Annotated in this window: 25 protein-coding genes; 11 read left to right on the forward strand and 14 right to left on the reverse strand. The window is 36.1% G+C overall.

What is annotated here, in order from left to right; genetic code table 11:
* Window positions 1-20 precede the first annotated feature (20 nt).
* From perR to U860_RS0111720, 6 genes are all read right to left on the reverse strand, one after another.
* Window positions 21-449 (reverse strand): peroxide-responsive transcriptional repressor PerR, encoded by a 429-nt coding sequence (perR, locus tag U860_RS0111695; protein WP_000237829.1) that lies wholly within the window; start codon window positions 447-449, stop codon window positions 21-23.
* 298 nt (window positions 450-747) lie between these two features.
* Window positions 748-1203, reverse strand: a complete 456-nt coding sequence (bcp, locus tag U860_RS0111700) for a thioredoxin-dependent thiol peroxidase (protein ID WP_002174762.1) — start codon at window positions 1201-1203, stop codon at window positions 748-750.
* A 44-nt stretch (window positions 1204-1247) separates the two neighbouring features.
* The gene (locus tag U860_RS0111705; protein WP_002174760.1) at window positions 1248-1652 is read right to left on the reverse strand and encodes a potassium channel family protein; all 405 of its coding nucleotides are present in this window, start codon (window positions 1650-1652) and stop codon (window positions 1248-1250) included.
* A 72-nt stretch (window positions 1653-1724) separates the two neighbouring features.
* Entirely contained in the window at window positions 1725-2510 is a 786-nt protein-coding gene (locus U860_RS0111710) for an ABC-2 family transporter protein (RefSeq protein WP_002174759.1), read from the reverse strand.
* Between the two features lie 4 nt (window positions 2511-2514).
* The gene (locus U860_RS0111715) at window positions 2515-3306 is read right to left on the reverse strand and encodes an ABC-2 family transporter protein (RefSeq protein ID WP_002174758.1); all 792 of its coding nucleotides are present in this window, start codon (window positions 3304-3306) and stop codon (window positions 2515-2517) included.
* Window positions 3299-4312, reverse strand: coding sequence for an ATP-binding cassette domain-containing protein (locus U860_RS0111720; protein WP_025148683.1), 1014 nt, complete (start codon window positions 4310-4312; stop codon window positions 3299-3301). The genes U860_RS0111715 and U860_RS0111720 overlap by 8 nt, the downstream gene beginning before the upstream one ends.
* Before the next feature lie 127 nt (window positions 4313-4439).
* On the opposite strand from U860_RS0111720, the gene hemL reads away from it, so the two are divergent.
* The 3 genes from hemL to U860_RS0111735 all read left to right on the forward strand — a co-directional run bounded on the left by hemL (window position 4440) and on the right by U860_RS0111735 (window position 11802).
* The gene (hemL, locus tag U860_RS0111725; protein ID WP_025148684.1) at window positions 4440-5738 is read left to right on the forward strand and encodes a glutamate-1-semialdehyde-2,1-aminomutase; all 1299 of its coding nucleotides are present in this window, start codon (window positions 4440-4442) and stop codon (window positions 5736-5738) included.
* 201 nt (window positions 5739-5939) lie between these two features.
* Window positions 5940-10376, forward strand: a complete 4437-nt coding sequence (locus tag U860_RS0111730; protein ID WP_025148685.1) for a glutamate synthase-related protein — start codon at window positions 5940-5942, stop codon at window positions 10374-10376.
* A gap of 337 nt (window positions 10377-10713) precedes the next feature.
* Window positions 10714-11802: an aromatic acid exporter family protein gene (locus U860_RS0111735; protein WP_002174754.1), complete on the forward strand. Its 1089-nt coding sequence runs from the start codon at window positions 10714-10716 to the stop codon at window positions 11800-11802.
* Between the two features lie 13 nt (window positions 11803-11815).
* On the opposite strand, the gene U860_RS0111740 is transcribed toward U860_RS0111735, so the two are convergent.
* From U860_RS0111740 to U860_RS0111755, 4 genes are all read right to left on the reverse strand, one after another.
* Window positions 11816-13576, reverse strand: a complete 1761-nt coding sequence (locus tag U860_RS0111740) for an ABC transporter ATP-binding protein (RefSeq protein ID WP_025148686.1) — start codon at window positions 13574-13576, stop codon at window positions 11816-11818.
* 54 nt (window positions 13577-13630) lie between these two features.
* Window positions 13631-14161 (reverse strand): DUF402 domain-containing protein, encoded by a 531-nt coding sequence (locus U860_RS0111745; RefSeq protein WP_000506627.1) that lies wholly within the window; start codon window positions 14159-14161, stop codon window positions 13631-13633.
* 320 nt (window positions 14162-14481) lie between these two features.
* On the reverse strand, window positions 14482-14736 hold the full coding sequence (locus tag U860_RS0111750) for a YgaB family protein (protein ID WP_002174752.1): 255 nt from the start codon (window positions 14734-14736) through the stop codon (window positions 14482-14484).
* A gap of 187 nt (window positions 14737-14923) precedes the next feature.
* Complete coding sequence (locus U860_RS0111755; RefSeq protein WP_025148687.1) at window positions 14924-15205, reverse strand: gamma-type small acid-soluble spore protein; 282 nt, start codon at window positions 15203-15205, stop codon at window positions 14924-14926.
* Window positions 15206-15329: 124 nt separating this feature from the next.
* Between U860_RS0111755 and U860_RS35850 the strand changes: the two genes are divergently transcribed.
* Window positions 15330-15506 (forward strand): hypothetical protein, encoded by a 177-nt coding sequence (locus U860_RS35850; protein WP_002174748.1) that lies wholly within the window; start codon window positions 15330-15332, stop codon window positions 15504-15506.
* A gap of 83 nt (window positions 15507-15589) precedes the next feature.
* Here the strand turns inward: U860_RS35850 and mutY are convergent, their stop codons facing one another.
* The gene (gene mutY, locus U860_RS0111765) at window positions 15590-16687 is read right to left on the reverse strand and encodes an A/G-specific adenine glycosylase (protein WP_025148688.1); all 1098 of its coding nucleotides are present in this window, start codon (window positions 16685-16687) and stop codon (window positions 15590-15592) included.
* Between the two features lie 150 nt (window positions 16688-16837).
* Here mutY and U860_RS0111770 point away from each other — a divergent pair, with 150 nt between their 5' ends.
* A complete protein-coding gene (locus tag U860_RS0111770) occupies window positions 16838-17818 on the forward strand; it encodes a metal-dependent hydrolase (protein WP_002174746.1) in 981 nt (326 codons plus the stop codon).
* 24 nt (window positions 17819-17842) lie between these two features.
* On the opposite strand, the gene U860_RS0111775 is transcribed toward U860_RS0111770, so the two are convergent.
* Complete coding sequence (locus tag U860_RS0111775) at window positions 17843-18109, reverse strand: YfhJ family protein (RefSeq protein WP_002174745.1); 267 nt, start codon at window positions 18107-18109, stop codon at window positions 17843-17845.
* 122 nt (window positions 18110-18231) lie between these two features.
* Here U860_RS0111775 and U860_RS0111780 point away from each other — a divergent pair, with 122 nt between their 5' ends.
* Together U860_RS0111780 and U860_RS31430 are read left to right on the forward strand one after the other, a co-directional pair.
* Window positions 18232-18390 (forward strand): small, acid-soluble spore protein K, encoded by a 159-nt coding sequence (locus U860_RS0111780; RefSeq protein ID WP_002113845.1) that lies wholly within the window; start codon window positions 18232-18234, stop codon window positions 18388-18390.
* A 42-nt stretch (window positions 18391-18432) separates the two neighbouring features.
* Window positions 18433-18585, forward strand: coding sequence for a YpzG family protein (locus U860_RS31430; RefSeq protein WP_033795415.1), 153 nt, complete (start codon window positions 18433-18435; stop codon window positions 18583-18585).
* Between the two features lie 64 nt (window positions 18586-18649).
* Here the strand turns inward: U860_RS31430 and U860_RS0111790 are convergent, their stop codons facing one another.
* Complete coding sequence (locus tag U860_RS0111790) at window positions 18650-18967, reverse strand: YfhH family protein (RefSeq protein ID WP_002174743.1); 318 nt, start codon at window positions 18965-18967, stop codon at window positions 18650-18652.
* A 9-nt stretch (window positions 18968-18976) separates the two neighbouring features.
* Window positions 18977-19789, reverse strand: a complete 813-nt coding sequence (gene recX / locus U860_RS0111795) for a recombination regulator RecX (RefSeq protein WP_025148689.1) — start codon at window positions 19787-19789, stop codon at window positions 18977-18979.
* Between the two features lie 81 nt (window positions 19790-19870).
* Between recX and U860_RS0111800 the strand changes: the two genes are divergently transcribed.
* From U860_RS0111800 to U860_RS31435, 4 genes are all read left to right on the forward strand, one after another.
* Window positions 19871-20776, forward strand: coding sequence for a TIGR01777 family oxidoreductase (locus tag U860_RS0111800; RefSeq protein ID WP_025148690.1), 906 nt, complete (start codon window positions 19871-19873; stop codon window positions 20774-20776).
* A 285-nt stretch (window positions 20777-21061) separates the two neighbouring features.
* Window positions 21062-22192 carry an amidohydrolase gene (locus U860_RS0111805; protein ID WP_002174740.1) on the forward strand — a complete coding sequence of 377 codons (1131 nt, stop codon included), beginning with the start codon at window positions 21062-21064 and terminating at the stop codon, window positions 22190-22192.
* Window positions 22193-22433: 241 nt separating this feature from the next.
* Complete coding sequence (locus tag U860_RS0111810) at window positions 22434-22991, forward strand: GNAT family N-acetyltransferase (protein ID WP_025148691.1); 558 nt, start codon at window positions 22434-22436, stop codon at window positions 22989-22991.
* 110 nt (window positions 22992-23101) lie between these two features.
* Window positions 23102-23221, forward strand: coding sequence for a YfhE family protein (locus U860_RS31435; protein WP_002174739.1), 120 nt, complete (start codon window positions 23102-23104; stop codon window positions 23219-23221).
* Window positions 23222-23371 lie beyond the last annotated feature (150 nt).

Consider the following 23371-nt stretch of genomic DNA (forward strand, 5'->3'; position numbering starts at 1 on the left):
CCCTCTTTCTTTATTATATATTACGCCTTATGACACTCTGGACAAACGCCATAAATTTCTAAGCGATGACTATTAATAACGAAGCCTGTCGTTTTCGCAGCTTCCTCTTCAAGTTTTTCCAAACCTCCATAAGGAAAATCAACAATCTTACCACATTTTTCGCAAATCACATGATAATGTTGACTTGTAACATAATCAAATCTACTTGAAGCGTCTCCATAAGTTAATTCCTTTACAAGTCCAACTTCTTTAAACACACGTAAGTTATTATAGACAGTTGCAACACTCATATTCGGAAACTTACCTTCTAATGCTTTATAAATGTCATCCGCTGTTGGGTGCGTCATAGATTCCACAAGGTACTCTAAAATAGCATGACGCTGTGGAGTAATGCGTACACCCGTATTTTTCAGCATTTCTAGCGCTTCTTTTAATTCTTCTTTGACCACCGTCATGCACCCCGATTCTATACGGATTATTATTTTATAATTCTTATAAAGAGTGTACCCCTTTTCTTATAAATCGTCAATATTTCTACTATAAGTATGTGGTTTATTTTTATATATAGCCTTATTCTTATGTATCTTCCCCCATTTTCTATACATTTACATAGAAAAAAGTGCGACATAATCGCACTTAGAATATTATCATCTGAGGAGGTATGCCCTACACTTTCACTTTATGTATCGTGGGAAAATATGTATAGACACATGCCTTACATATGTATTTTTTTCTTCCCACTATAGCTTATTTTATATAAGAAAGGACGTCCTCAATATGTCCTTTCACTTTCACTTTACGCCATTCTTTTACAAGTTCACCGTCTTTATTAATAAGGAATGTAGAACGCTCGATTCCCATGTACTCTTTTCCAAAGTTCTTTTTCAACTTCCAAACATCGTACAATTCTGCTACTTTATGATCTTCATCTACTAAAAGTATAAATGGGAGCTCATGCTTCTCAATGAATTTCATATGTCTGTTCACCGAATCCGGACTTACACCAAGGATGACCGTATCCTTCTCTTGGAATAATCCATACGCATCGCGAAAATCACATGCTTCGGTTGTACACCCTGGAGTCATATCTTTCGGATAAAAATATAGAACTACATTTTCCCCGCGGAAGTCAGCTAAGCGAACTTGTTCTCCGCCACTTCCCTCTAATGTGAATTCCGGTGCCATTTCTCCTACTGTGATCATTGTTATCACTCCTTCTCTTTTCTATTACTATAACAAATGCTACCTTATTTTTCATTGTCCATTACAGTCCTTACTACAAAAGCAAACGGTAATGTATATCCAATTAGCGCTTCTCCAATTGCAATCCATCTTCCGATTCCAATCGGAGCTATATCACCATATCCAACGGACAATAAAGTAACTGCGCTAAAATATAAACATATTTCAACAAGTTGAAAGGAATGAGCATCGAGCCTATCCCCATCTTCTTTCAAAACTGTAAAATCCATTTCCTCTAATACAACATAACTTAATCCAAACGCAATCAATACCGTTGTATAAATTAAAAACAATGTGGCTAAATTATACAGCGAAAAGAAACGCTTGGAATCTGAATATGAACTCCATAATAATTGGACACTTCTCAAAATAGCGATTGCTGCAATTAATAGAATAAATCCCCATAACATGTCCTCCACCTCATTTTATATGTATGAGGACTACAGCTAATTTATCCCTTAGAAACGAACAAGCTTCTATAATTAATTTCCTGCACCACGATATCGTTTAACCCCTTGATTCCAGAGGGTAATTGCAATAGTAAAACAGATAATACCAACAATTGGTGTTGCGAATGCATAGCTATTCCACTCTGTTTTTCTTAAAAAGTATGCTGCTGGATATACCCCAACAAACGCAAATGGTAAGACAAACGTTAAAATAAAGCGAATAACACGGTTATAAATATTAACAGGATAGCGCCCATAATTACCTATGTTATACATAAGCGGCATAATAGAACTTTTCGCATCTGACCAAAAGCCAAGACTCGCAAGCGTAACAAATATCCCGCCGTATACAAGTGCACCTCCTCCTACCATAAGTAGGAATAAGAAGAAATCATACCAATAAAAAGATAATTGCAGCTCCAATGCCGCATAGCCCATTACAATAATCCCTGTAATGGCCCCAATTAGAGATTCAAGTTCCATTCTTTCTAATATAATTTGAAATAAACTATGAATCGGTCTCGTTAATACACGATCCATTTCTCCTTTAATAATGTACCGATCATTGAAGTCCCATATATTAAAGAAAGCTGAAAAAATAGCAAACGGTACTAAAAAGAAACCATAAATAAAGATTACTTCTTCTCGGCTCCACCCTTTTAGCTCTTGGGTATGCCCAAACACAACGAGAATGAAGATTAAATTAACAGCTTGTAGCAATAAATCTGAAAGTAATCCAACGATAAAATCGCCTCGATACTCCAATTTTGTTTTTATATATTGGCTTGCATATTGCAAAAACAACTTTATATATAGCATCTCATCATCCCCCTTGTACAATTAGACGTTTTCTCGCCGTTTTCCACATCAGCACAATTGGAATAATAAGTATAATTGCCCAAATCATTTGAAATAATAAAGCTTCATATAACTTACTTCCTTGTATACCTTCAGAGAAAATCATACTCGGAATATAACTAATTGCTTGAAACGGTAAAAACACCATTGCTTTTTGGGCCCATAACGGATAAAAACTAATCGGTAATAATAAACCAGAAAACAAATCGATTACAACACGTTTCGCATACATAATTCCACTATTATTAAATAAAAAGAATGTAAGCATTCCTGTCATTAAATTTATTTGTGTATTAATGATAAAACTAAATATTAAAGATAAGAAGAAATATAACCACGTTTGAAAATTCGTTGTAATTTGTAATGAAAATAATAACGTAACAATAACCATACCCGGAATTGAAAAGAAAGCGAAACGAAACATCCCTTCTCCAAGACCTTGCATAACCTTCATGCCTAAATAATTATACGGACGAATTAACTCTACCGCCACACGTCCTTCTTGAATTTCCATCGCAATTTCTCTATCTATATTATTGAAATAAAAAGCACGTGCCATCCATGCGATCGCAATATACGTAGTCATTTGCGAAATAGATAAACTTTCAATATTCTCTTTCCCGCTATAAATCGCTTGCCATAAAAAATAATACGCACCTATATTAATTGTATAAATTAAAATCCCACTGTAATAATTTGTACGATAGGCAAGCATCATTAAAAAGCGAATCCGAATCATTTCAATATACTTACCCATGCCTAATACCTTCTTCATAAATGTTACGAATAATTTCCTCTGTAGACACTTCATTAATTTTTAAATCTTTAATTTGAAAGGCTTGTACTACTTTAGAAATCAGCATAGAAATGATAACTTCTTCATTTGGTATTTTTGCAACCCACGCATTTTCCTCTTTTGCTTTTGACCAAACAACATGATTATCAGGCATAACCATTGATAACGCCTGGTATGAAACTGGGGCAACAAACTGAAAATGTATTTCCTTCTCCGCTCCCCACTGCGTGCGAAGGTTATCTAAAGACCCGTCATACATAATGTTTCCTTCATCAAGCATGATGACGCGTTCACATAAAGCTTCAATATCAGTAATATCATGAGTCGTTAACAGAATTGTTGTTTTATAACGTTCATTCATCTCTTTTAAAAATTCTCGTATTTTTAATTTCACAAGAACATCTAGCCCAATTGTTGGCTCATCTAAAAATAATAACGGCGGATTATGAATTAACGCCGCTGCCAATTCACAACGCATTCTTTGACCAAGAGATAATTTTCGTACCGGTTTATCTAATAAAGGACCGATATCTAACGTTTCAATAACATGTTCCATATGTTCCTTATACTGAGCGTCCGATACACCGTACACTTTCTTCAATAAACGAAATGATTCTTGTACAGCGATATCCCACCAAAGCTGAGAACGTTGACCAAACACAACACCGATTGTTCTTACAAATTCTTCTCTCTGTTTATGTGGATTCATGCCGTTCACTGTAATTTGTCCTGATGTCGGAGTCAAAATTCCTGTAAGCATTTTAATCGTCGTTGATTTACCAGCGCCATTTTCACCAATATAACCAACCATTTCACCTTGCTTTACAGTAAAAGAAACATCATTTACTGCTGGTACTATTTTATAATTACGATTTAATAAATCGCGAAATGCACCCTTTAATCCTGGACGACTTGAATAGGCTGTAAACTCTTTACGTAACCCTTGTACCTCAATTACCGATTTCATAATCGGACCCCCTTCCTAAATGTCACAACGAATAGTTTACCCAACTGCTCTCTCTATCACAAACAATACGTCTTTTCGAAAAACATGTTAGAATAATACATAGATTTTTGTAAGGAGATGAATTGTAGTGAATTTCACGAAATCAGAAGCATTACATAAAGAAGCTTTAGAACATATCGTTGGTGGTGTTAATAGTCCTTCTCGTTCTTACAAAGCAGTTGGGGGTGGTTCTCCTGTTGCAATGGAACGTGGAAAAGGTGCTTATTTCTGGGATGTAGATGGAAATAAATATATCGACTATTTAGCAGCATATGGCCCTATTATTACTGGACATGCTCATCCACACGTAACAGAAGCAATTAAAACAGCAGCTGAAAATGGTGTACTATACGGTACTCCAACAGCACTAGAAGTAAAATTTGCAAAAATGTTAAAAGAAGCAATGCCTGCTTTAGATAAAGTCCGCTTCGTAAACTCTGGTACAGAATCCGTTATGACAACCATTCGTGTCGCTCGTGCTTACACTGGCCGCACAAAAATCATGAAATTCGCTGGTTGTTACCACGGTCATTCCGATTTAGTACTTGTAGCAGCTGGCTCTGGTCCTTCTACTCTTGGAACTCCTGATTCAGCTGGTGTGCCACAAAGTATCGCACAAGAAGTTATTACCGTTCCATTTAATAATGTAGAAACTTTAAAAGAGGCATTAGATAAATGGGGACACGAAGTAGCAGCTATCCTTGTAGAACCGATCGTTGGAAACTTCGGTATTGTAGAACCTAAACCAGGCTTCCTTGAAAAAGTGAATGAACTTGTTCACGAAGCTGGTGCACTAGTAATTTACGATGAAGTTATTACTGCTTTCCGCTTTATGTACGGCGGCGCTCAAGATTTACTTGGCGTAACACCAGATTTAACAGCACTTGGTAAAGTTATTGGCGGCGGACTTCCAATTGGCGCTTACGGCGGTAAGAAAGAAATTATGGAACAAGTTGCTCCGCTCGGCCCTGCATACCAAGCTGGTACAATGGCAGGGAACCCAGCTTCTATGGCATCAGGTATCGCGTGCTTAGAAGTACTTCAACAAGAGGGCGTATACGAGAAATTAGATGAACTTGGAGCAATGCTTGAAAAAGGTATTCTAGAACAAGCTACAAAACATAACATCGATATTACAGTAAACCGTCTAAAAGGTGCATTAACTGTATACTTCACAACAAATACAATTGAAGATTACGATGCAGCCCAAAATACAGATGGTGAAATGTTCGGTAGATTCTTCAAACTTATGCTTCAAGAAGGTATTAACTTAGCACCATCTAAATATGAAGCATGGTTCTTAACGACAGAACATACAAAAGAAGATATTGAATATACAATCGAAGCTGTCGGCAGAGCATTTGCTGCTTTAGCAGACAATAAATAATCCCGTCATTAAAAGGAAAAAAGAAAGCTCACCTTTCTTTTTTCCTTTTTTCTATTTCATAAATCCCTCATTAATAGTATAATTATTCATAATTATCTGTTTTATATTCTTTTATATCCTTACTATCCCTGTATACAAGGCTGATTACGCCTTAAATAGTAAGATTATTCAAAATTCAATTTCCAGAGGGGGGATTGACGGATGCTCAATAAAACAAATAAATGGACACCGTCTTTATTTCGAAATTATAAAAATGCAGAACATGATGCGTGTGGAATCGTTTCCGTTATGGAAAAACGAAGAATTCCTACAAAAGAAAATATCGACCTTTGTATACAATCACTAGTCAAAATGAATCATAGAGCTGGTTTCATTAATGGCGAAGGAGATGGTATCGGAATTCACATTGATGTACCAAAAGAACTTTGGAATGAAAAACTGAAAAGTAGCGGATATAATCCAACGATTGTGGATCATCCCCACTTTATCGTTGGACATTTTTTTCTAAATAAAAAAGAAAACATTGCTGATTTAAAAAATTACATTCGTACGCAACTACACAATGAAAAACTTACAATTCTTCTCGAAAATGATGATGTAATAAACTCCGATGCACTCGGTCCTCTTGGTAAACAAGAAGAACCTTTATTTTGGCAAGTTGCCCTTATCGCCGAAAGTGAAGTTGAAAATATTGAACAAACATTATTTTCTGTAACAATAAAAATAGAAGAAAATGAAGCAATTCATGTTGCCTCATTAAGTCATGACCATGTTGTATATAAAGTTCTCGGTGCTGGCGATACACTCGTTGCCTATTACAATGATTTACAACACCCACTTATTGCTTCAACTATGACACTGGGACATAATCGCTATTCTACTAACACGTTAACTAATTTTTTTCGTGTACAACCATTTAGCATTCTCGGACATAATGGTGAAATTAACACGATTGCAAAATTACGCAATCAAGCTGAAATGATTGCTGTATCACTCACTGCCGGGGGCAGTGATTCCCAAGATTTAAACCGCACCTTAGAAACCCTTCTCGTTCAGTATAACTACAGCTTATTTGAAGCGATGGATATATTATTTCCGCCAATTATTAATGAAATAAAACTTTACGAAACAAACTTACAAAACTTATACACTTATATACGTGAGGCCTGGGGGCACTTCGCACAAGGTCCAGCTGGCATCATTTCACGTTATAAGGATGAAGCTGTTTTCAGTGTTGATTCCCTCGGCTTACGCCCAGTGTGGAAAGTAGAGACAGAAAGCTCTTATATTTTCTCTTCTGAACCTGGGGTTGTATCACCAACTGAATATGTAGCAGAACCAAAACCACTCGCTCCCGGAGAAAAAGTCGGATTAAAATGGAATGAACAAAATGAACTTGTTCTCTATGAATACGACAAATACCAAACGGAAGTTTATAACCGTTTTAAGAAACGAATCGATGTTACCAATTATCATTTAAATTTATCTATCCCTGAAACGAAAGAAATTGGAGGATTATGTGATTCTGTTCAAGTTGAAACGAAGCAATACGTTGCTTTTGGCTGGGATCGAGAACATATTCAGCTTCTTGAACAGATGGCAACAAAAGGCGTCGAACCAATTCGTTCACTTGGGCATGACTCACCACTTGCCGCACTTGATACAGATAGACGAAATATTGCTGATTTCATTAAGGAGAGTGTAGCCGTTGTTACAAATCCAGCAATCGATCGTGATCGAGAAGTCGAACACTTCTCCACACGTACTGTACTCGGAGAGCGTCCAAGTTTATTAAACAACTCTAAACAGCCATTTGTAGTCGAGATGCTTTCACCAATTATTTTAGAAGGAAGTTTAGCCCAATCTATCGCAGAAGAATTAAACACGATTACGTATGAACAACTTATACAGCTATTCATTACTCATAGCTCTGTCTCTACAATTTCTGTTACGTTCAGTCCATCAGAAACTTTACAATGCGCATTAAATCGAATTAGTTCTGAAGCGATAGCTGCCGTTACAAATGGTGCTTCCCTACTATTATTAGATGACGACAAAGCACATCAAAATGAACAGTTATGGATTGATCCACATTTAGTTACTGCTAAAGTACATCAAGCATTAACTGAAAATAAATTACGTCGAAACTGCTCTCTCGTTATACGTTCCGGTGCCCTACGCTCCTTACACGATATCGTAACGCTGTATGGATTAGGAGCAGATGGTATTAATCCATATTTATTGTTCGCAACTGTAAATGATGGAACAATAGCACCAATTACTAATTTATATACTGCACTTAATAAAGGACTAGAAAAAGTAATTTCAACAATTGGGATTCATGAATTACGCGGTTACGGTCGTCTCTTTTCCTCTATCGGATTGCATGAGGAAATCGCAAATACATTACAAATTACAAATTTCTTTGGTTCAAATGCTTTAGCTTTTTCACTTGAAGCACTTGCTGCAGACGCGAAAATGAGAGCGATTGATTATAACAATCCAAAAGTTAGAATGAGAAAATCATTTCATATATTCCCGCGGATTTGGAAAGCAATTGGTGATGTTGCAAAAGGAAACTCTTATGATGATTACCGCGATAAGTTAAGTGAATTAGAAGAAAATAACCCAATCGCAATTCGGCATCTTGTTCAAACAAAGCAAGCAAAGCATGTAGTTCCGACTGAAAAAGTTTCCATCGGTATTCACAATCATGATTTACCATTTATTATTAGTTCCATGTCATTCGGTTCTCAAAACGAGATTGCCTTTCGTGCGTATGCAGAAGCTGCCGATCAACTAAATATGATTAGTTTGAATGGTGAAGGCGGCGAAATTAAAGATATGATTGGTAAATATCCACATACACGTGGACAACAAGTTGCATCTGGCCGATTTGGAGTAAACGCCGAACTACTAAATTCATCAAATTTAATTGAAATAAAAATCGGTCAAGGTGCAAAGCCTGGTGAAGGTGGACATTTACCAGGTTCAAAAGTAACTGCCAAAATTGCTGAAGCACGTAATGCTACAATTGGTTCAGATTTAATTTCACCTTCTAACAACCATGATATTTATTCAATTGAAGACTTAGCTCAAATGATTACAGAAATTAAAACAGCTAACCACCTCGCAAAAGTAGCTGTTAAAGTCCCTGTCGTTCCTAATATTGGAACAATTGCTGTAGGTATTGCAAAAGCTGGTGCTGATTTTATTAACATTAGCGGGTTTGATGGTGGAACAGGTGCTGCACGTATTCACGCATTGCAACATGTAGGTCTTCCTGTAGAAGTAGGTGTTAAAGCTGCTCATAACGCTCTATTAGAAGCGCATATGAGACATAAAGTGGAAATTTGGGCAGATGGTGGTATCCGTAGCGTAAATGACGCTTTGAAAATCATGCTCCTTGGAGCAAACAGAATTGGTTTTGGAACATTATCAATGATTGCAATTGGCTGTACAACTTGCCGTGGTTGTCATCTCGATACGTGCCACGTCGGAATTGCAACACAAATTGAATCTGAAGCTCAAGCGAAAGAACATGGACTGCGCCGCTTCGTTCCACGTGAATTAGAAAGCGCAGTTGCCGGGCTATTAAGCCTATTCACTACTTTCGGTGTAGAACTGAAACGTTTAACAAGCCAGCTTGGTTACACAAACCTACAAGATATCGTCGGGCGATCGGATTTATTAGAGCAAACTCGAGGCAAGGACTTATTAGACTTACGTAATTTAATACAAGCGATAGAAGATTCATCCGTGAAAATAACGGAAGCTGAACAAGAAAAACAATTTAAAACAACGAATTCTCTCCAGTCCAAAGAATTAGTAAGCGTCGGCGTAGAGCAACGCGTAATGGGTGGTCTAGAATCCTGTTATCGTGTTCGTAGTAAATTATATGAAAACACTCATCTTGAACCACTTACATTAAAGTATACAAACGGTTCTGTTCCTGGAAACGGATTAGGTGCTTACAATAGCGAAAACTTATTTATACACGTAAATGGTGGTGCGCAAGACGGAATTGGAAAAACTTCATTTGGCGGTGGTATTTATATAACGAAAGCAAAAGGAAAAGACGGAACATATTATAACGGTTCTGTCGGAAAAGGATTTGGATACGGCGCTCAAAAAGGGGCATTATACGTGCAAGGTAACGCCGATGCTCGTGCTGGCATTCGCCTCTCTGGAGCAGACATGATTATTGGGGGTAGAATTACAAAACCACTCCGTGAAAAGGAACAAGGAAATATAGGAGCATATTCCAATATAAAAGGATTTGCTTTTGAATATATGACAAATGGTCGTGCTCTTGTTTTAGGAGATCCTGGTCCGTGGATTTGTGCTGGTATGACTGGTGGTGTTGTTTATCTACGTCACGAACCAAATTTAGGTTTAACAGAGCTGGCCTTAAAAAGAAGAATCGCTAAGGGAGCAAATGTAACATTACAACCAATTAGTAAAAATGGTGTGCAAAATGTGAATGAATTATTATTAGACTACATTCGTGTATTAAATGAGCATGAACAATATGAAGAAGTCGCTTTATTAACACCACTATTAGATGATATTCAGCTTCACTTTTATGAAATTATCCCGAAAAAAGAACAGACGGATCCATCTATTTCAACTGAATAATATGTACAACATGTATTTTTTATAAAAAAATTGACGAAGTGAGCATCGCATAGTAATCTATAGTAACAATTTGAAACCTGCTGGAATTCAGCAGGTTTTTTCATTAGAGAATAGATGTTTAAAGAGAATTTGGATAAATTATAAAGTGAAACTTTAATCAGTATGGGGGGTTCATCCCCCACTAATTATTAGTCCACACCAATCGAGATAAATTAATCTTAATTTCTTTATTAAACTTTTTAACGTCACTAAAATATCACTTGCTAACATATTGTAATGAATGTATAGTATCATGTTGTACATTCATTATGACAAGAGAAAGGATATTAATAAGGGTATGAAACTTGGTGCTCGCATTTTAAAAACGGGTATTGCCATTACATTAGCTTTATTTGCTTGTATTTTACTTCAATTACCGAGTCCAGTATTTGCAGGAATCTCAGCTATCTTTGCTGTTCAGCCGTCCGTATACCGCTCGTATTTAACTGCTCTTGAGCAAATCCAAGCAAACGTAATTGGTGCGGTATTCGCTATCGTATTTGCTACTGCTTTTGGACATAATCCTTTTATTATTGGATTAACATGTATATTAGTAATTGCTCTTACATTACAATTACGCTTAGAAAACACAATATCAATCGCTTTAGTAACGGTTATCGCCATTATGGAATATCAAGGCGAAGATTTCTTTAGTTTTGCCTTACTTCGATTTGCGACAATTATGATTGGAATTATTGCGGCTTCGCTTGTAAATTTAGTATTTATGCCGCCAAAATATGAAACAAAACTTTACCATCGCATCGTTGATAATACAGAGGAAATTGTCAAATGGATTCGTATGAATAGTAGGCAAGCTTCTGATTTTACAACTCTAAAAACCGATATTGATCGCATGAAAGAAAAAATGATTAAACTAAATCATTATTATTTACTTTATAAAGAAGAGAGAAGTTACACGAAGAAAATACAATTCGCAAAAATTCGCAAACTCGTTTTGTTTAGACAAATGTTGGCGACAACAAGTCGTGCTTTAAGTACATTAAAGTCATTACACCGTACTGAAAATGAACTGCGCTATATGCCAGAAGAATTTCAGGAGTCTATTCAAAACGAACTCGATTCGTTAACGCATTATCACGAACAAGTTTTGTTAAAGTTTATTGGGAAAGCAAAGAAGCAACAATCTGTTGAGATGCTTGATGAAGTTGAAACAGGTAAACAAGAATTGATTGATATCTTTATGGATTATCAAAACAAGGACGATGAGGAAGCATATAAAATATGGTTACATCTCTTCCCTCTTATTTCTTCAATTATTAATTATAGTGAAGAAGTAGAGCATTTAGATTTACTTGTGGATAGCTTCTACACATACCATAAACCAGAAAGTGAACTCCAAATCGACGATAAAAAAGAAGACGAATAAAAAACAGCTCCTTTTACGCTAAAGGAGCTGTTTCTGTTATATGTTGAAGCTGATATAAATTGTAATAAAACCCCCTTTTTTTCATTAATTCTTCATGAGATCCTTTTTCCTTTATTTCACCCTCTTCAACATAAATAATTGTATCAACATGCGTAATTGTCGCTAATCGATGTGCAATAATAATTGTTGTTCGATCTGCAGCTAACGTTTGAAGTGCCTCTTGAATATATCGTTCATTTTCTAAATCTAAAGCTGAAGTTGCTTCATCCAATATAAGCAAAGACGGATTCTTTAGAAAAACCCGTGCGATTGCAACCCGTTGTCTTTGTCCACCAGATAATTTCACACCGCGCTCCCCAACGACAGTATCATAACCATCTGGCAATTCTGTAATAAAATCATGAATTTGTGCAGCTTTGGCAGCTGAAATTACTTCCGCCTTTGCAGCTTTCGGATTGCCATATAAAATGTTAGCCCCAATCGTATCACTAAACAATAAATTATCTTGCAGTACAATTCCAATACAACTGCGCAAACTTCTCATATCATACCGTCTTACATCTATCCCATCTACATAAACTGCACCGTCAGAAACATCATAAAAACGTGGAATTAAACTGGCGAGAGATGACTTTCCTCCCCCACTCGCTCCTACAAGCGCTACCTTCTCTCCCGGCCGCATAGTTAATGACAGATTATGCAATATCTCTTTTTCATCCTCATTGTAACGAAAAGAAACATTATCAAATATAACTTCTCCATCTAATCTTTTAGCTTGCACTGCATTTGGCACATTAACAATATCGTATTTTTCATCTAACAATTCAAACACTCGATCCATCGACGCGAAAGACTGCGTTAATGTTGTAGATGAATTGACGAGGCGACGAAGCGGACTATATAAACTATCCATATATCCAACAAAGGCCACCATAGTCCCAAGTGTTAACGAACCTTGAATTACTTCATACGCTGCAAAACCAATAACAAGTAACGGCCCTAAATCCGTTAACGTATTCACTGCTGAAAACGTTCTCGCCGTCCAACTCGTATGAGTTAGTGCTTTCGTTAAAAATTCATTATTTCTCTTTTCAAACTGTCCTCTTTCATACTCTTCTAATGCAAAACTTCGTGTCACTTGCATACCTTGAATACGTTCATGTAAATATCCTTGCATAGTGGCTAACGCTTGTGAGCGCTCTTTCGTCAATTTTCGAAGGCGCCCGAAAAAATATTTCACTGCAACTACATAAATAGGTAAGATTAATAAAGCAACAAAGGTTAATTTTATATTCATAGAAAACATAACGAAAATGGCAATAACAATTGTTGCAGTATCTAACCAGACATTCATAAGACCGGTAATTACAAAGTCCTTCGTTTGTTCTACATCATGGATTACACGTGAAATAATCTCTCCTGTTTTTGTGTTCGAATAATAGCGTAAGCTTAACTTTTGCAAGTGTCCAAAAATATGCTTTCTTAAATCGTATAGTATTGTATTGGCAATACGCTGCGCGAAATATTGACGATAATATTCTATAGGCGGTCTTAATACTGCAAAAATAAAAAAAGCAATCCCAATTGCGGTTATTAATTGGGACGTTTTTTCTTGAAGCGAACCCCCACCTTGAATAACATCATCAATAATATACTTTAATAACCATGGCATAATAAGCGGAATACCGAACTTAACAAGACCAATAATAATTGTAATAGCAATGAGCCATCGATATGGTTTAACAAATTGTAAATATCTTTTTATACCTTGCACATAATCCCCCCTCTAATAGGACAAACCTGCCGGGGAATCCCCTGCAGGTTTGTTTTAATTTCTGTACATTAAATATCTTTCGTACCACATATCTACGAAATCCGGTGCGAATGGACCTTTTCTTTGATGAATCCACTGTGTTAAATGTGCTACATTTCGTTTTAAAATTGTATCAATAACAGGTGGATACTGCATGATTTGACTATGCTTTTCATACTCATCTTCATCTAAAAGTGTATATGTCATATCTGGATACACTTTAATATCTAAATCGTAATCAATATACTTTAATGCTTCAGAGTCATATGCAAAAGGAGAACTTAAATTACAATAATAATATACTCCTTCTTCCCTTAGCATTCCAATCACATTAAACCAATAATTGGCATGAAAGTAACAAATCGCAGGTTCACGAGTAATCCATGTCCGGCCATCTGATTCTGTAACTACTGTACGATCATTCGCTCCGATCACAAGACTCTGCGTCCCTTTTAAAATTGTTGTCTCTTCCCACATTCTATGAATGGAGCCATTATGTTTATAACTATGTATTTGTACCTTTTCTCCTTCTTTGGGAAATCCCATATATGCTCCCTTCTTTCAGCTGCAAATGCCCTTCTTAAGTTGCCTCAACTACCCCTTGAACTGCATTCACTTTTTTTCTATTATAACTTTTTTGTCAAAATTTTAAAACTAAAGCGATAAGCCTCTAGTTTTCACGATGAATTTAATGAAGTTTTATTATTGGATTGAACATCTTCAATCCTTTTAACAAAGGAAAATTCCCATTGGATTAGTAGAACGTATTTTCCGAAGATTAAACGAGGATATAACAAAAGAAAAGCCCTTTCTCATCTCCATTTAAGGAAGGGCTTTTCACCTACAATTAACAATATGTCTCATCCTTAATTTGAAATTATTTTTTCGGTTTCAAAAGATTGAATCACGTTATTCGTTTGTTGTTCAAATCTTTCATGCAAAAGCTTTAATGCTAATTCTGTTCTATATATTTCTTGACGGATAAAATGTAATTCTTTTTTATCACACGTATCTCTTTCACTCATTTCAATTTGCTGATATTTTTCTAAATGTGCTTGTAACTTTAACAGCTCATCCATCGTTTCCAATTGCTCTCCTACCAACTTATCAAAATCGTTCATCACTTGCCCCCTTTTTAATTCATTCACCAATTGTAATTCTTATTACATATTTCTAATCGCTAACTTCTTTCTCCTTTGACTACATTTGTTGACTTATTAGAAGTTATGTCGGTCACTACATTTTCATTACAATGACCTTCACCTAAAGAAAACACTTCTCTTGAGTTAGAGAAGTGTTTTTCCTTCATTACTGATTTGAGCTAGAAGATTGTGATTTTTTTGCAGCTGATTGTGCGTTTGCTTGTTTCACTGCATGCACATCTGTTTCAGTTGCAAACTCTGTACCATAGCTAGCATTTGCACTTTGAGCACCAGAAGCTTGTGCTTTCTTTGCTTCTGATTGTGCGTTTGCTTGTTTTACTGATTGTACATTTGTTTCAGTTGCAAATTCTGTACCATAGCTAGCATTTGTACTTTGAATGCTAGCACCAGAAGTTGCCTTATTATAACCTTGTTGTTTTTTACTCATCTTTCTCACCTCCACAACAAATAATGTAACCAATCTATCTAGAATCTATCCGTAATTTTCTTTTTATAATTTCCGCATATATCTCTTATCACTCATTCAAACTACATATGACGGAGGTGGATATATGTACGCTGGACGCGATATGACTGAACTAACTATGATTTCAAAAAATGAATGGAAAGAAGATGAATTAGCTTATTTTCATCATTCATTTCAGCAAATTATGCCTTATCTAAACGTAGAGGGGCAAACGATTTATAAAGAAATTGTGAAAGAAATTGAGTCACGGGGTGGATTATAAAAGCGCGATTCTTTAAACTCAGAGTACAAAATTATTTTCAATAAAAAAACGTGTTCCAAAATTCTAGAACACGTTTTTTTCATTTATTGCATTGTAATTTTCTCAACACAATTTTCGTAAATAGTACGATGTGATTTCGAGAAAGGTAACTGTTCAAATGCTTCTTTCGATACAAACTTTAATGTATCTGTGTCGGTAATATCGCCTGTTATCTTTCCGTAAAACACGAATATATCCCAAGTACGGTGTGTAAAAGTATGTTGTACATTCATCGCGTATTCATCAATTGAAACAGAGAGTCCGAAGCTTTCCTTCATATAATCCGTAAGCTGTTGTTTCTGATTTCGAATACCTTCACCGAGTTCAATATTCGGGAACTCCCACATATTAGCCAATAGTCCCGCACTTGGGCGTTTATTAATTACGTAACGACCATCTTCAGTTTGAAGCACTCCTGCAACGAGCGGTACCATTGTAGGTGCTTTCGCTTTACTTTTCACTGGTAGTTCTTTTTGAACACCCTCAGCATACCCTCGGCAATGTTCACACACAGGACAAAGTAAGCAAGATGGGTTTTTCGGTATACAAATTAATGCCCCTAATTCCATCAAACCTTGATTAAAATAAGATGGATTTTCTGTTGAGATAATTTCACGCACAATATCTTCAAAAACTTTTCTAGTCTTTGGTTTTGCAATATCATCCCACACTGATAAAATACGAGATAATACGCGCATAACGTTTCCATCAACTGCTGGCTCTGGTATACCGAATGCAATGCTTAAAATGGCACCTTTTGTATATGGTCCCACTCCTTTTAATTTTTCTATTTTCTTTACATCGCTCGGTACTTCCCCGTTATATACTTCTTTTACCTCTTTTACTGCGGCATGTAAATTTCGTGCTCTAGAATAATAACCTAAGCCTTCCCATGCTTTTAATACTTCTTCATCATCGGCATTTGCTAGCGCCTCCAGCGTAGGAAACTTCCCCATAAAATTTGCGTAATATGGTTTTACAGCTTCTACCCGTGTTTGCTGTAACATAATTTCAGAAACCCAAACACGGTATGGATCTTTATTTTTTCGCCACGGTAAATCGCGTTGTTCTTTTTCAAACCAACCAATTAAATCATTTTGAAACTGCTCTATGTTAAACTTATTTAATACTTCAAGTGTCAAACTTGATCCCCCTCATTTTTTTGCATATAAGTACTATTATAAAGATTTTAGGAAAAAATTTAAGTAAGATGACATAGGAAATAGAAGGCAAAGGACTTGAGGTATCGAATAAAAAGAGTTACATTAATAAAAAAACGGAGGTGGATTTCTATGGATACAGCCACTCACCTTGTTATGGGCGTTACTCTAGGCAGTTTGGCAACGTTAGATCCAGTCATAGCACAAAGTGATATTGGGCCACAAGCAGTGATGCTTGCAACAATTGCTGGTTCCAATATTCCTGACATCGATACAGTTTTAAAATTGCGTAATAACGCTAAATATATAAGAAATCATCGTGGAATTACTCATTCCATTCCTGCAGTGATTCTTTGGTCATTCCTTATAAGTGGCATCTCTTTCGCCTTCTTTTCAGACGCTCCATATCTGCATCTATTACTTTGGTCATTTATTGCCGTCTTTCTTCATGTCTTTGTGGATATTTTCAATGCCTATGGTACACAGGCATTACGGCCCTTCACAAGAAAATGGGTAGCACTCGGCATAATTAATACGTTCGATACTGTCATTTTCTTTATCCACATACTCGCTATCGCCTGTATGCTTGTCGGAGCACATAAAGGATACACTGCTTTAGCAGCGTATATATTAATGTTTGTTTACTACATCGGCCGCATTATGATGCATCGAAATATCAAAAGTGTAGTATACAAACGTTTCAAAAATGTAGAGAAAGTAATTATTTCTCCCTCTTACAAATTTTATCATTATCACTTAGCCGTCGTTACAACTGAACATTACTACGTCGCAAGATGGCACCGCGGTAACATTCTTGTATACGATAAATTTGATCGTGTACCATTCCCGAATACTGCCATTATGCAAGCTGCTGTGCGGGATGAAAATATCTCTGCTTTCTTATCTTTCTCGCCTGTATACCGCTGGGATATTTTCGATTATGATAACTATTCTGAAGTTCGGTTCATTGATTTACGGTATCGAAGTAAAGATTATTATCCATTCGTTGCAATCGTTCAGCTCGATCAAAATTTAAATATTATTAGTTCATATACAGGGTGGATTTTCAGCGAAGAAAAACTTCGAAAGAAACTGGAATTGCTCCCACATTAAAAAAAGCGACCTAAGTCGCTTTTTTTAATGTTTCAAATGATCTTCTTGATTGATCAAATGGCTATACTTCGGATTATTTGTACGCATTTCATGAAGGCGCCCTCCATGATTATTAATCCATGTTCGTACCACTTGCTCAGTCATTTCATCACCTTGGTAACGGCCTGATTTAGCATAAGTTGTTTGAAAATCTTCCCACAGTAATTCAACCCATGCACGAGCTTGTGCGTAAGAAAGGTTGTCATTCTTATCTAATAATTCTTTCGTTAATGTTTCATAAATATCATTCATGTTCTATTCTCCTTTTACCTATTTATTCCCTTAATTTCTAAAGGATAGTTTTTTCTATTTTGCACATTCTATAATTGATACTTCTTAAAGAGGTATCAACTGATAATGAGGGGGCGTTCTTAATGGGTAGACAAGCCGAATTTTGGTCTGAATCAAAAAATAACAGCAAAATCGAAGGTCAGCCGAAGGCGAAATCACGCTTCGCTTCGAAAAGACCTAACGGCACAATTAACACGCACCCACAAGAACGTATGCGTGCTGCAAATCAGCAGGAAGAGTAGTACAAACTAAACTAAATTAACTTCCTACACGAGGTGATAAAGATGAGCTACCGTGACCATTTAGATAGTCGTTCTGAATTATTTAACCATACGTGGACTCGTCCGAAACATGCGAAAGCGCAAGTTAACGGACAGACGCAACAAACCCAGTCTCTCATTATATTGGCAAATGAATCTAAAAAACGCCAATTTTAGAATCTCCTATCTCCTTTAACGCCTACCAAAGATGAAAACCAGAGAGATATTCACTCTCTGGTTTTTATTTTTCCTGCAGCAAGGAAATTGGTATTCCAATCTCTTCATTATCATTTTGCTTATATCCCCAAGCAAATACCCCATTGAAATACGTAATTTTAAATAATATACCAGGTTCTTCTACTAATTCATATGTCTCACCAATATGGAATTTGTTTATATCAGTCATATAAGCACGAGCCATAGCCATCTTTCTCATTAATACATCGAATTCATTTACAATTCCAAGTTGCTCAGCCTTTACTGCTTGCTCCTTCAAAACCCCAATTTCTTCTCGAAGCTCATGTGGTGTCATTTCACTGTAGCGTTTTGGTATATTCATCTTATTCCCTCATCCTTCTTCTCGTTTCATTTGCAAAAATATCTCTATCTCATCAATAGAGAATCCTTTTCGATATAACGCTTGTTTCATCTTATTTTCGAATGTCCATCCATCATACTTCTTATATTTCTCATAATATTTATTCCCATGATAGTGTAACGCTTCTTGCTGCTTTTCGTCATCTTTTTCGTCTTTCAATTCTTCAAGACAAATTTGAATCACATCTCTAGAATAGCCTTTACGAACAAGCATTTCTTCTAACTTTTGTTTCATTTGTAAAAATGAATGCTTTTGATAAGATTTTTTCTTCTTTTCTATAAGAACTAAAGCATTTTCAATTTGCTTCTCCTTTGGATACTCTTGTAAACTATGTGTAATGATTAGGTCCTGAACACCTTTACTTATCAGCGCTCTTCTAATAACAGTTGGGCCTTTTTGATTTACATTACTTTGCGTTCGTACATACAAAGTGGCGTACTCTTTATCATTAATATATCGATCATGTAATAATTTCGAAATGACTTCAGAGATGATGGCCTGCCCCACTTCTTTTTTTTGTAAAAAATCTTCTACTTCTTGTTTTGTTCTCATCTGATATGATAAATAGGAAATGGCTTGTAAATATGCTTTTTGTACCTCTTCATTGTACAAAATATTTCCTAACTCTACTTCATCAATTTCTAAACCTTTTTGTAATCCATGTTTCATTAAGATTACTTGATTTACACTAAATCCGTACTCTTCACCTTGACCTTTATCAATATAAATATTAAATCGTTCTTTCGATCGTTTTTGTACTTCTATTTTTGTAATGACAGCCATACTCTCACCTCTCTATTATTTTAACATAGTCAAGAAACATTTTTGCTTTTCAAGAATATATATAATGAGGAGGAAATTCTTGTGAAAATCGCAATTTCTGGTGGCTCTGGCTTTATAGGCAAATACCTTTCTAGTTTTTTTATTCAAAAGGGATATACCGTCTATATTCTTACTCGAAAAAAGGTAGATGAAACTTCAAATCCTAACCTTCAATACGTACAATGGACACCTGACTTACACACTTTTCCCCTCTCTTCTATCGATGTAATTATTAATCTAGCGGGGGAGTCTATTAATAGTAGATGGACAAAGAAACAAAAGGAAACAATTTTAAATAGTAGGATTCAAACAACAACAGGGCTCATTAAACAATTGCAAGCACTCAAAACAAAACCACACACATTTATTAACGCAAGTGCTATTGGATACTATGGAACATCTGAAACCGAATCTTTTACAGAACAACAAGAGACTCCTGGGAATGACTTTTTAGCAAATACAGTATATTTATGGGAGCAAGAAGCATCTAAAGCCCGCTCCCTTGGAATAAGAACTATCTATGCAAGATTTGGAGTCGTATTAGGGGCAGATGGAGGCGCTTTTCCAAAAATGTTACTCCCCTATCAATTATATATCGGAGGTACAATTGGATCTGGAAACCAATGGTTATCATGGATTCATTTAGATGATGTCGTTCGCATGATTGATTTCATCATACACAAAAAAGACATTGCCGGGCCTCTTAATATTACAGCGCCAACACCGATAAGGATGAAAGAATTCGGTAAAACCATTGCCACTATAACCGAACGACCTCATTGGTTACCTGTTCCTCCATTTGTACTTCGCGCTTTACTCGGTGAGATGAGTATACTCGTATTAGAAGGACAACATGTATTACCTAATAAAGCTATTGAATATGGATATCAATACACATTTCCAACAATAAACCATGCATTACAAAATATACTCTTGCATACAATGTAGTACTTCTAAAATACAGTTTTAAAGGGAACTTATCCCGCTATTTGCAGACGATAAGACTCTCACCTCAAAATTCAACTGTAAAGCAAAGAAGTTTGGCGGGGACCGGCTGCCCGTAAAAGCCCGATTGTGAGGGCTAATAATCAGTGGGGGATGAATCCCCTTTACTTTATCCCCTCCAAAACTTTCATTTTCTAGACTCCGGAGCATTACTACACGAAAAACCTTTCAGTTGCTTTGTCTAAACTTATAGTACACACATTACAAGGTGACGGAAATGAGGTATCTATGAAAATACTGCTCAAACAAGCCATTGTATATCCTATTACATCCCAAAAGTTTCAAGGAGATGTACTCGTTACAGGAGAACGAATCACCGCGGTTAAACCTTATATTGATCCTACTCAAGATATGACCGTTATAGATGCACGAGCTCTTCATCTCCTACCTGGATTTATTGATGTCCATACTCACCTTGGCCTCTACGATGAAGGTACCGGTTGGGCTGGCAATGATGCGAATGAAACATCTGAAGTTTCAACACCACATATCCGTTCTTTAGACGGAATCCATCCTTTTGATATTGCATTTCAAGATGCTGTACAAAATGGAATTACAACTGTTCACGTTATGCCTGGAAGCCAAAACATTATAGGGGGTACTACTTGTGTCATAAAAACCGCTGGAACTTGTATTGATCATATGATTATTCAAGAACCTGCTGGTTTAAAAATTGCCTTTGGAGAAAACCCTAAAAAGGTCCATAGCAACGGAACAAAAGAATCAATTACACGTATGGGAATTATGGGCTTGCTTCGAGAATCCTTCTACGAAGCACAACACTACGGACATGAAGCTGATTTTCGAATGCTTCCTATTTTAAAAGCACTCCGCCGGGAAATACCGGTACGTATCCACGCTCACCGTGCAGATGATATTAATTCTGCTTTACGCTTTGCGACAGAATTCAATCTTGATTTACGTATTGAACATTGTACTGAAGGACACTTTATTGTTGAGGAACTTTCGAAACACAATTTAAAGATTTCAGTTGGCCCTACTCTTACACGACGTTCAAAAATCGAACTTAAAAACAAAACATGGGATACTTACCATATATTATCGAAAAGTGGAATAGAAGTCTCTATTACAACAGATCACCCTTATACACCTATTCAATATTTAAATGTTTGCGCTGCCATTGCAGTAAGAGAAGGATTAGATGAAAAAACAGCGTTGGAAGGAATCACTATTTTTCCAGCTCGAAATTTACGTTTAGAGGATAGAATTGGAAGCATTGAAGTTGGAAAAGATGCTGATCTCGTGTTGTGGACTCACCATCCTTTCCATTATTTAGCCAAGCCTGTACTCACGATGATTGACGGAAAAATAATTTACAAAAAAAATAAAAAAAACTAGTTTATTTTTTTGACTAGATAAAGTATTATACGATTATAAACTGAATGAAACCATAATCAATTTGTGTCGTGATTATCATTTTCAAATTGATGAATGGGGAAGGCAAATGGTGCGCCACCAGCGTTATAAACTGGTTCTAGTGGGTTCGATTCCCACCCCGAAATTTTTTAAAGATTGATATAAAAATTTCGAGGGTGGGGTGTTTTTTCGTCATGCTACCCTCGTGTGAGGAGGAGTTAGTATGTTGAAAAAACGCGACTTACACGACAGCCACGTTCTATACGAGTTAATGGTGGATCCAGCTGTCTTCCCTTTTGTGCGTCAAAAGGCTTATTCTTATGAAGAATATTTATTTTTAACGAAACAAACAATTGAAGCCGAAGAGCGTGGAGAATTGATCTCACGCACAATTTTAGATGAATGGGGTAACCCCATCGGCACGATTACTTTATTTGATGTGCAAGAAAAAGCCGGATTCCTCGGGACATGGCTTGGCAAACCATATCATGGTAAAGGATATAATAAATTGGCAAAAGATTCATTTTTTAGCGAACTTTTCTATGAATTAGATATTGAAACGATCTTTATGCGTATTCGTAAAATAAATATCCGTTCTATTAAAGCTGCCGAAAAACTACAATATGTAAATCTAGCAAACGAAACAAGAAAAGCCGTTTATGATGAAATTAACACGCATGAAGAAGTATATAACTTATATGAAATTCCAAAAGATCAATATACACTTGCAACAATGCGAGATACAACCTTCCAAGAAGCACACCAATTAAAAGAAGCATAATCTAAAATTTCAGAAATGATAATTAATCAATACTAGTTTAACATATATGTATACCACCCCATGTCTTTGGAAACGATAGATAGTGACTTTAGGACACGAGGTGATTTGTAATGGATAAAAAGAAACGTGATAAAGCAAAAAACACATTATCTAGTACACAAGAAGTTCTCTATCAACGAGAATTCCGAAAAGCAGATCGTGCAGCGGGTTATCGCTCAAAAGGTATTTAAAGTGAAAATGAATAATTAGAAGCTTTCCCCCTAATTATTCATTTTCATTACATAAGTTTTTCCAAGTGATAGGATAGAATTGAAAAAGGTTCCTTATTTATAAGGAACCTTTTTCTGTGGACAACTTTATCCACAACACCCGTGCAATTG

Source organism: Bacillus sp. H1a, assembly GCF_000633475.1.
GTDB classification, from domain to species: domain Bacteria; phylum Bacillota; class Bacilli; order Bacillales; family Bacillaceae_G; genus Bacillus_A; species Bacillus_A paramycoides.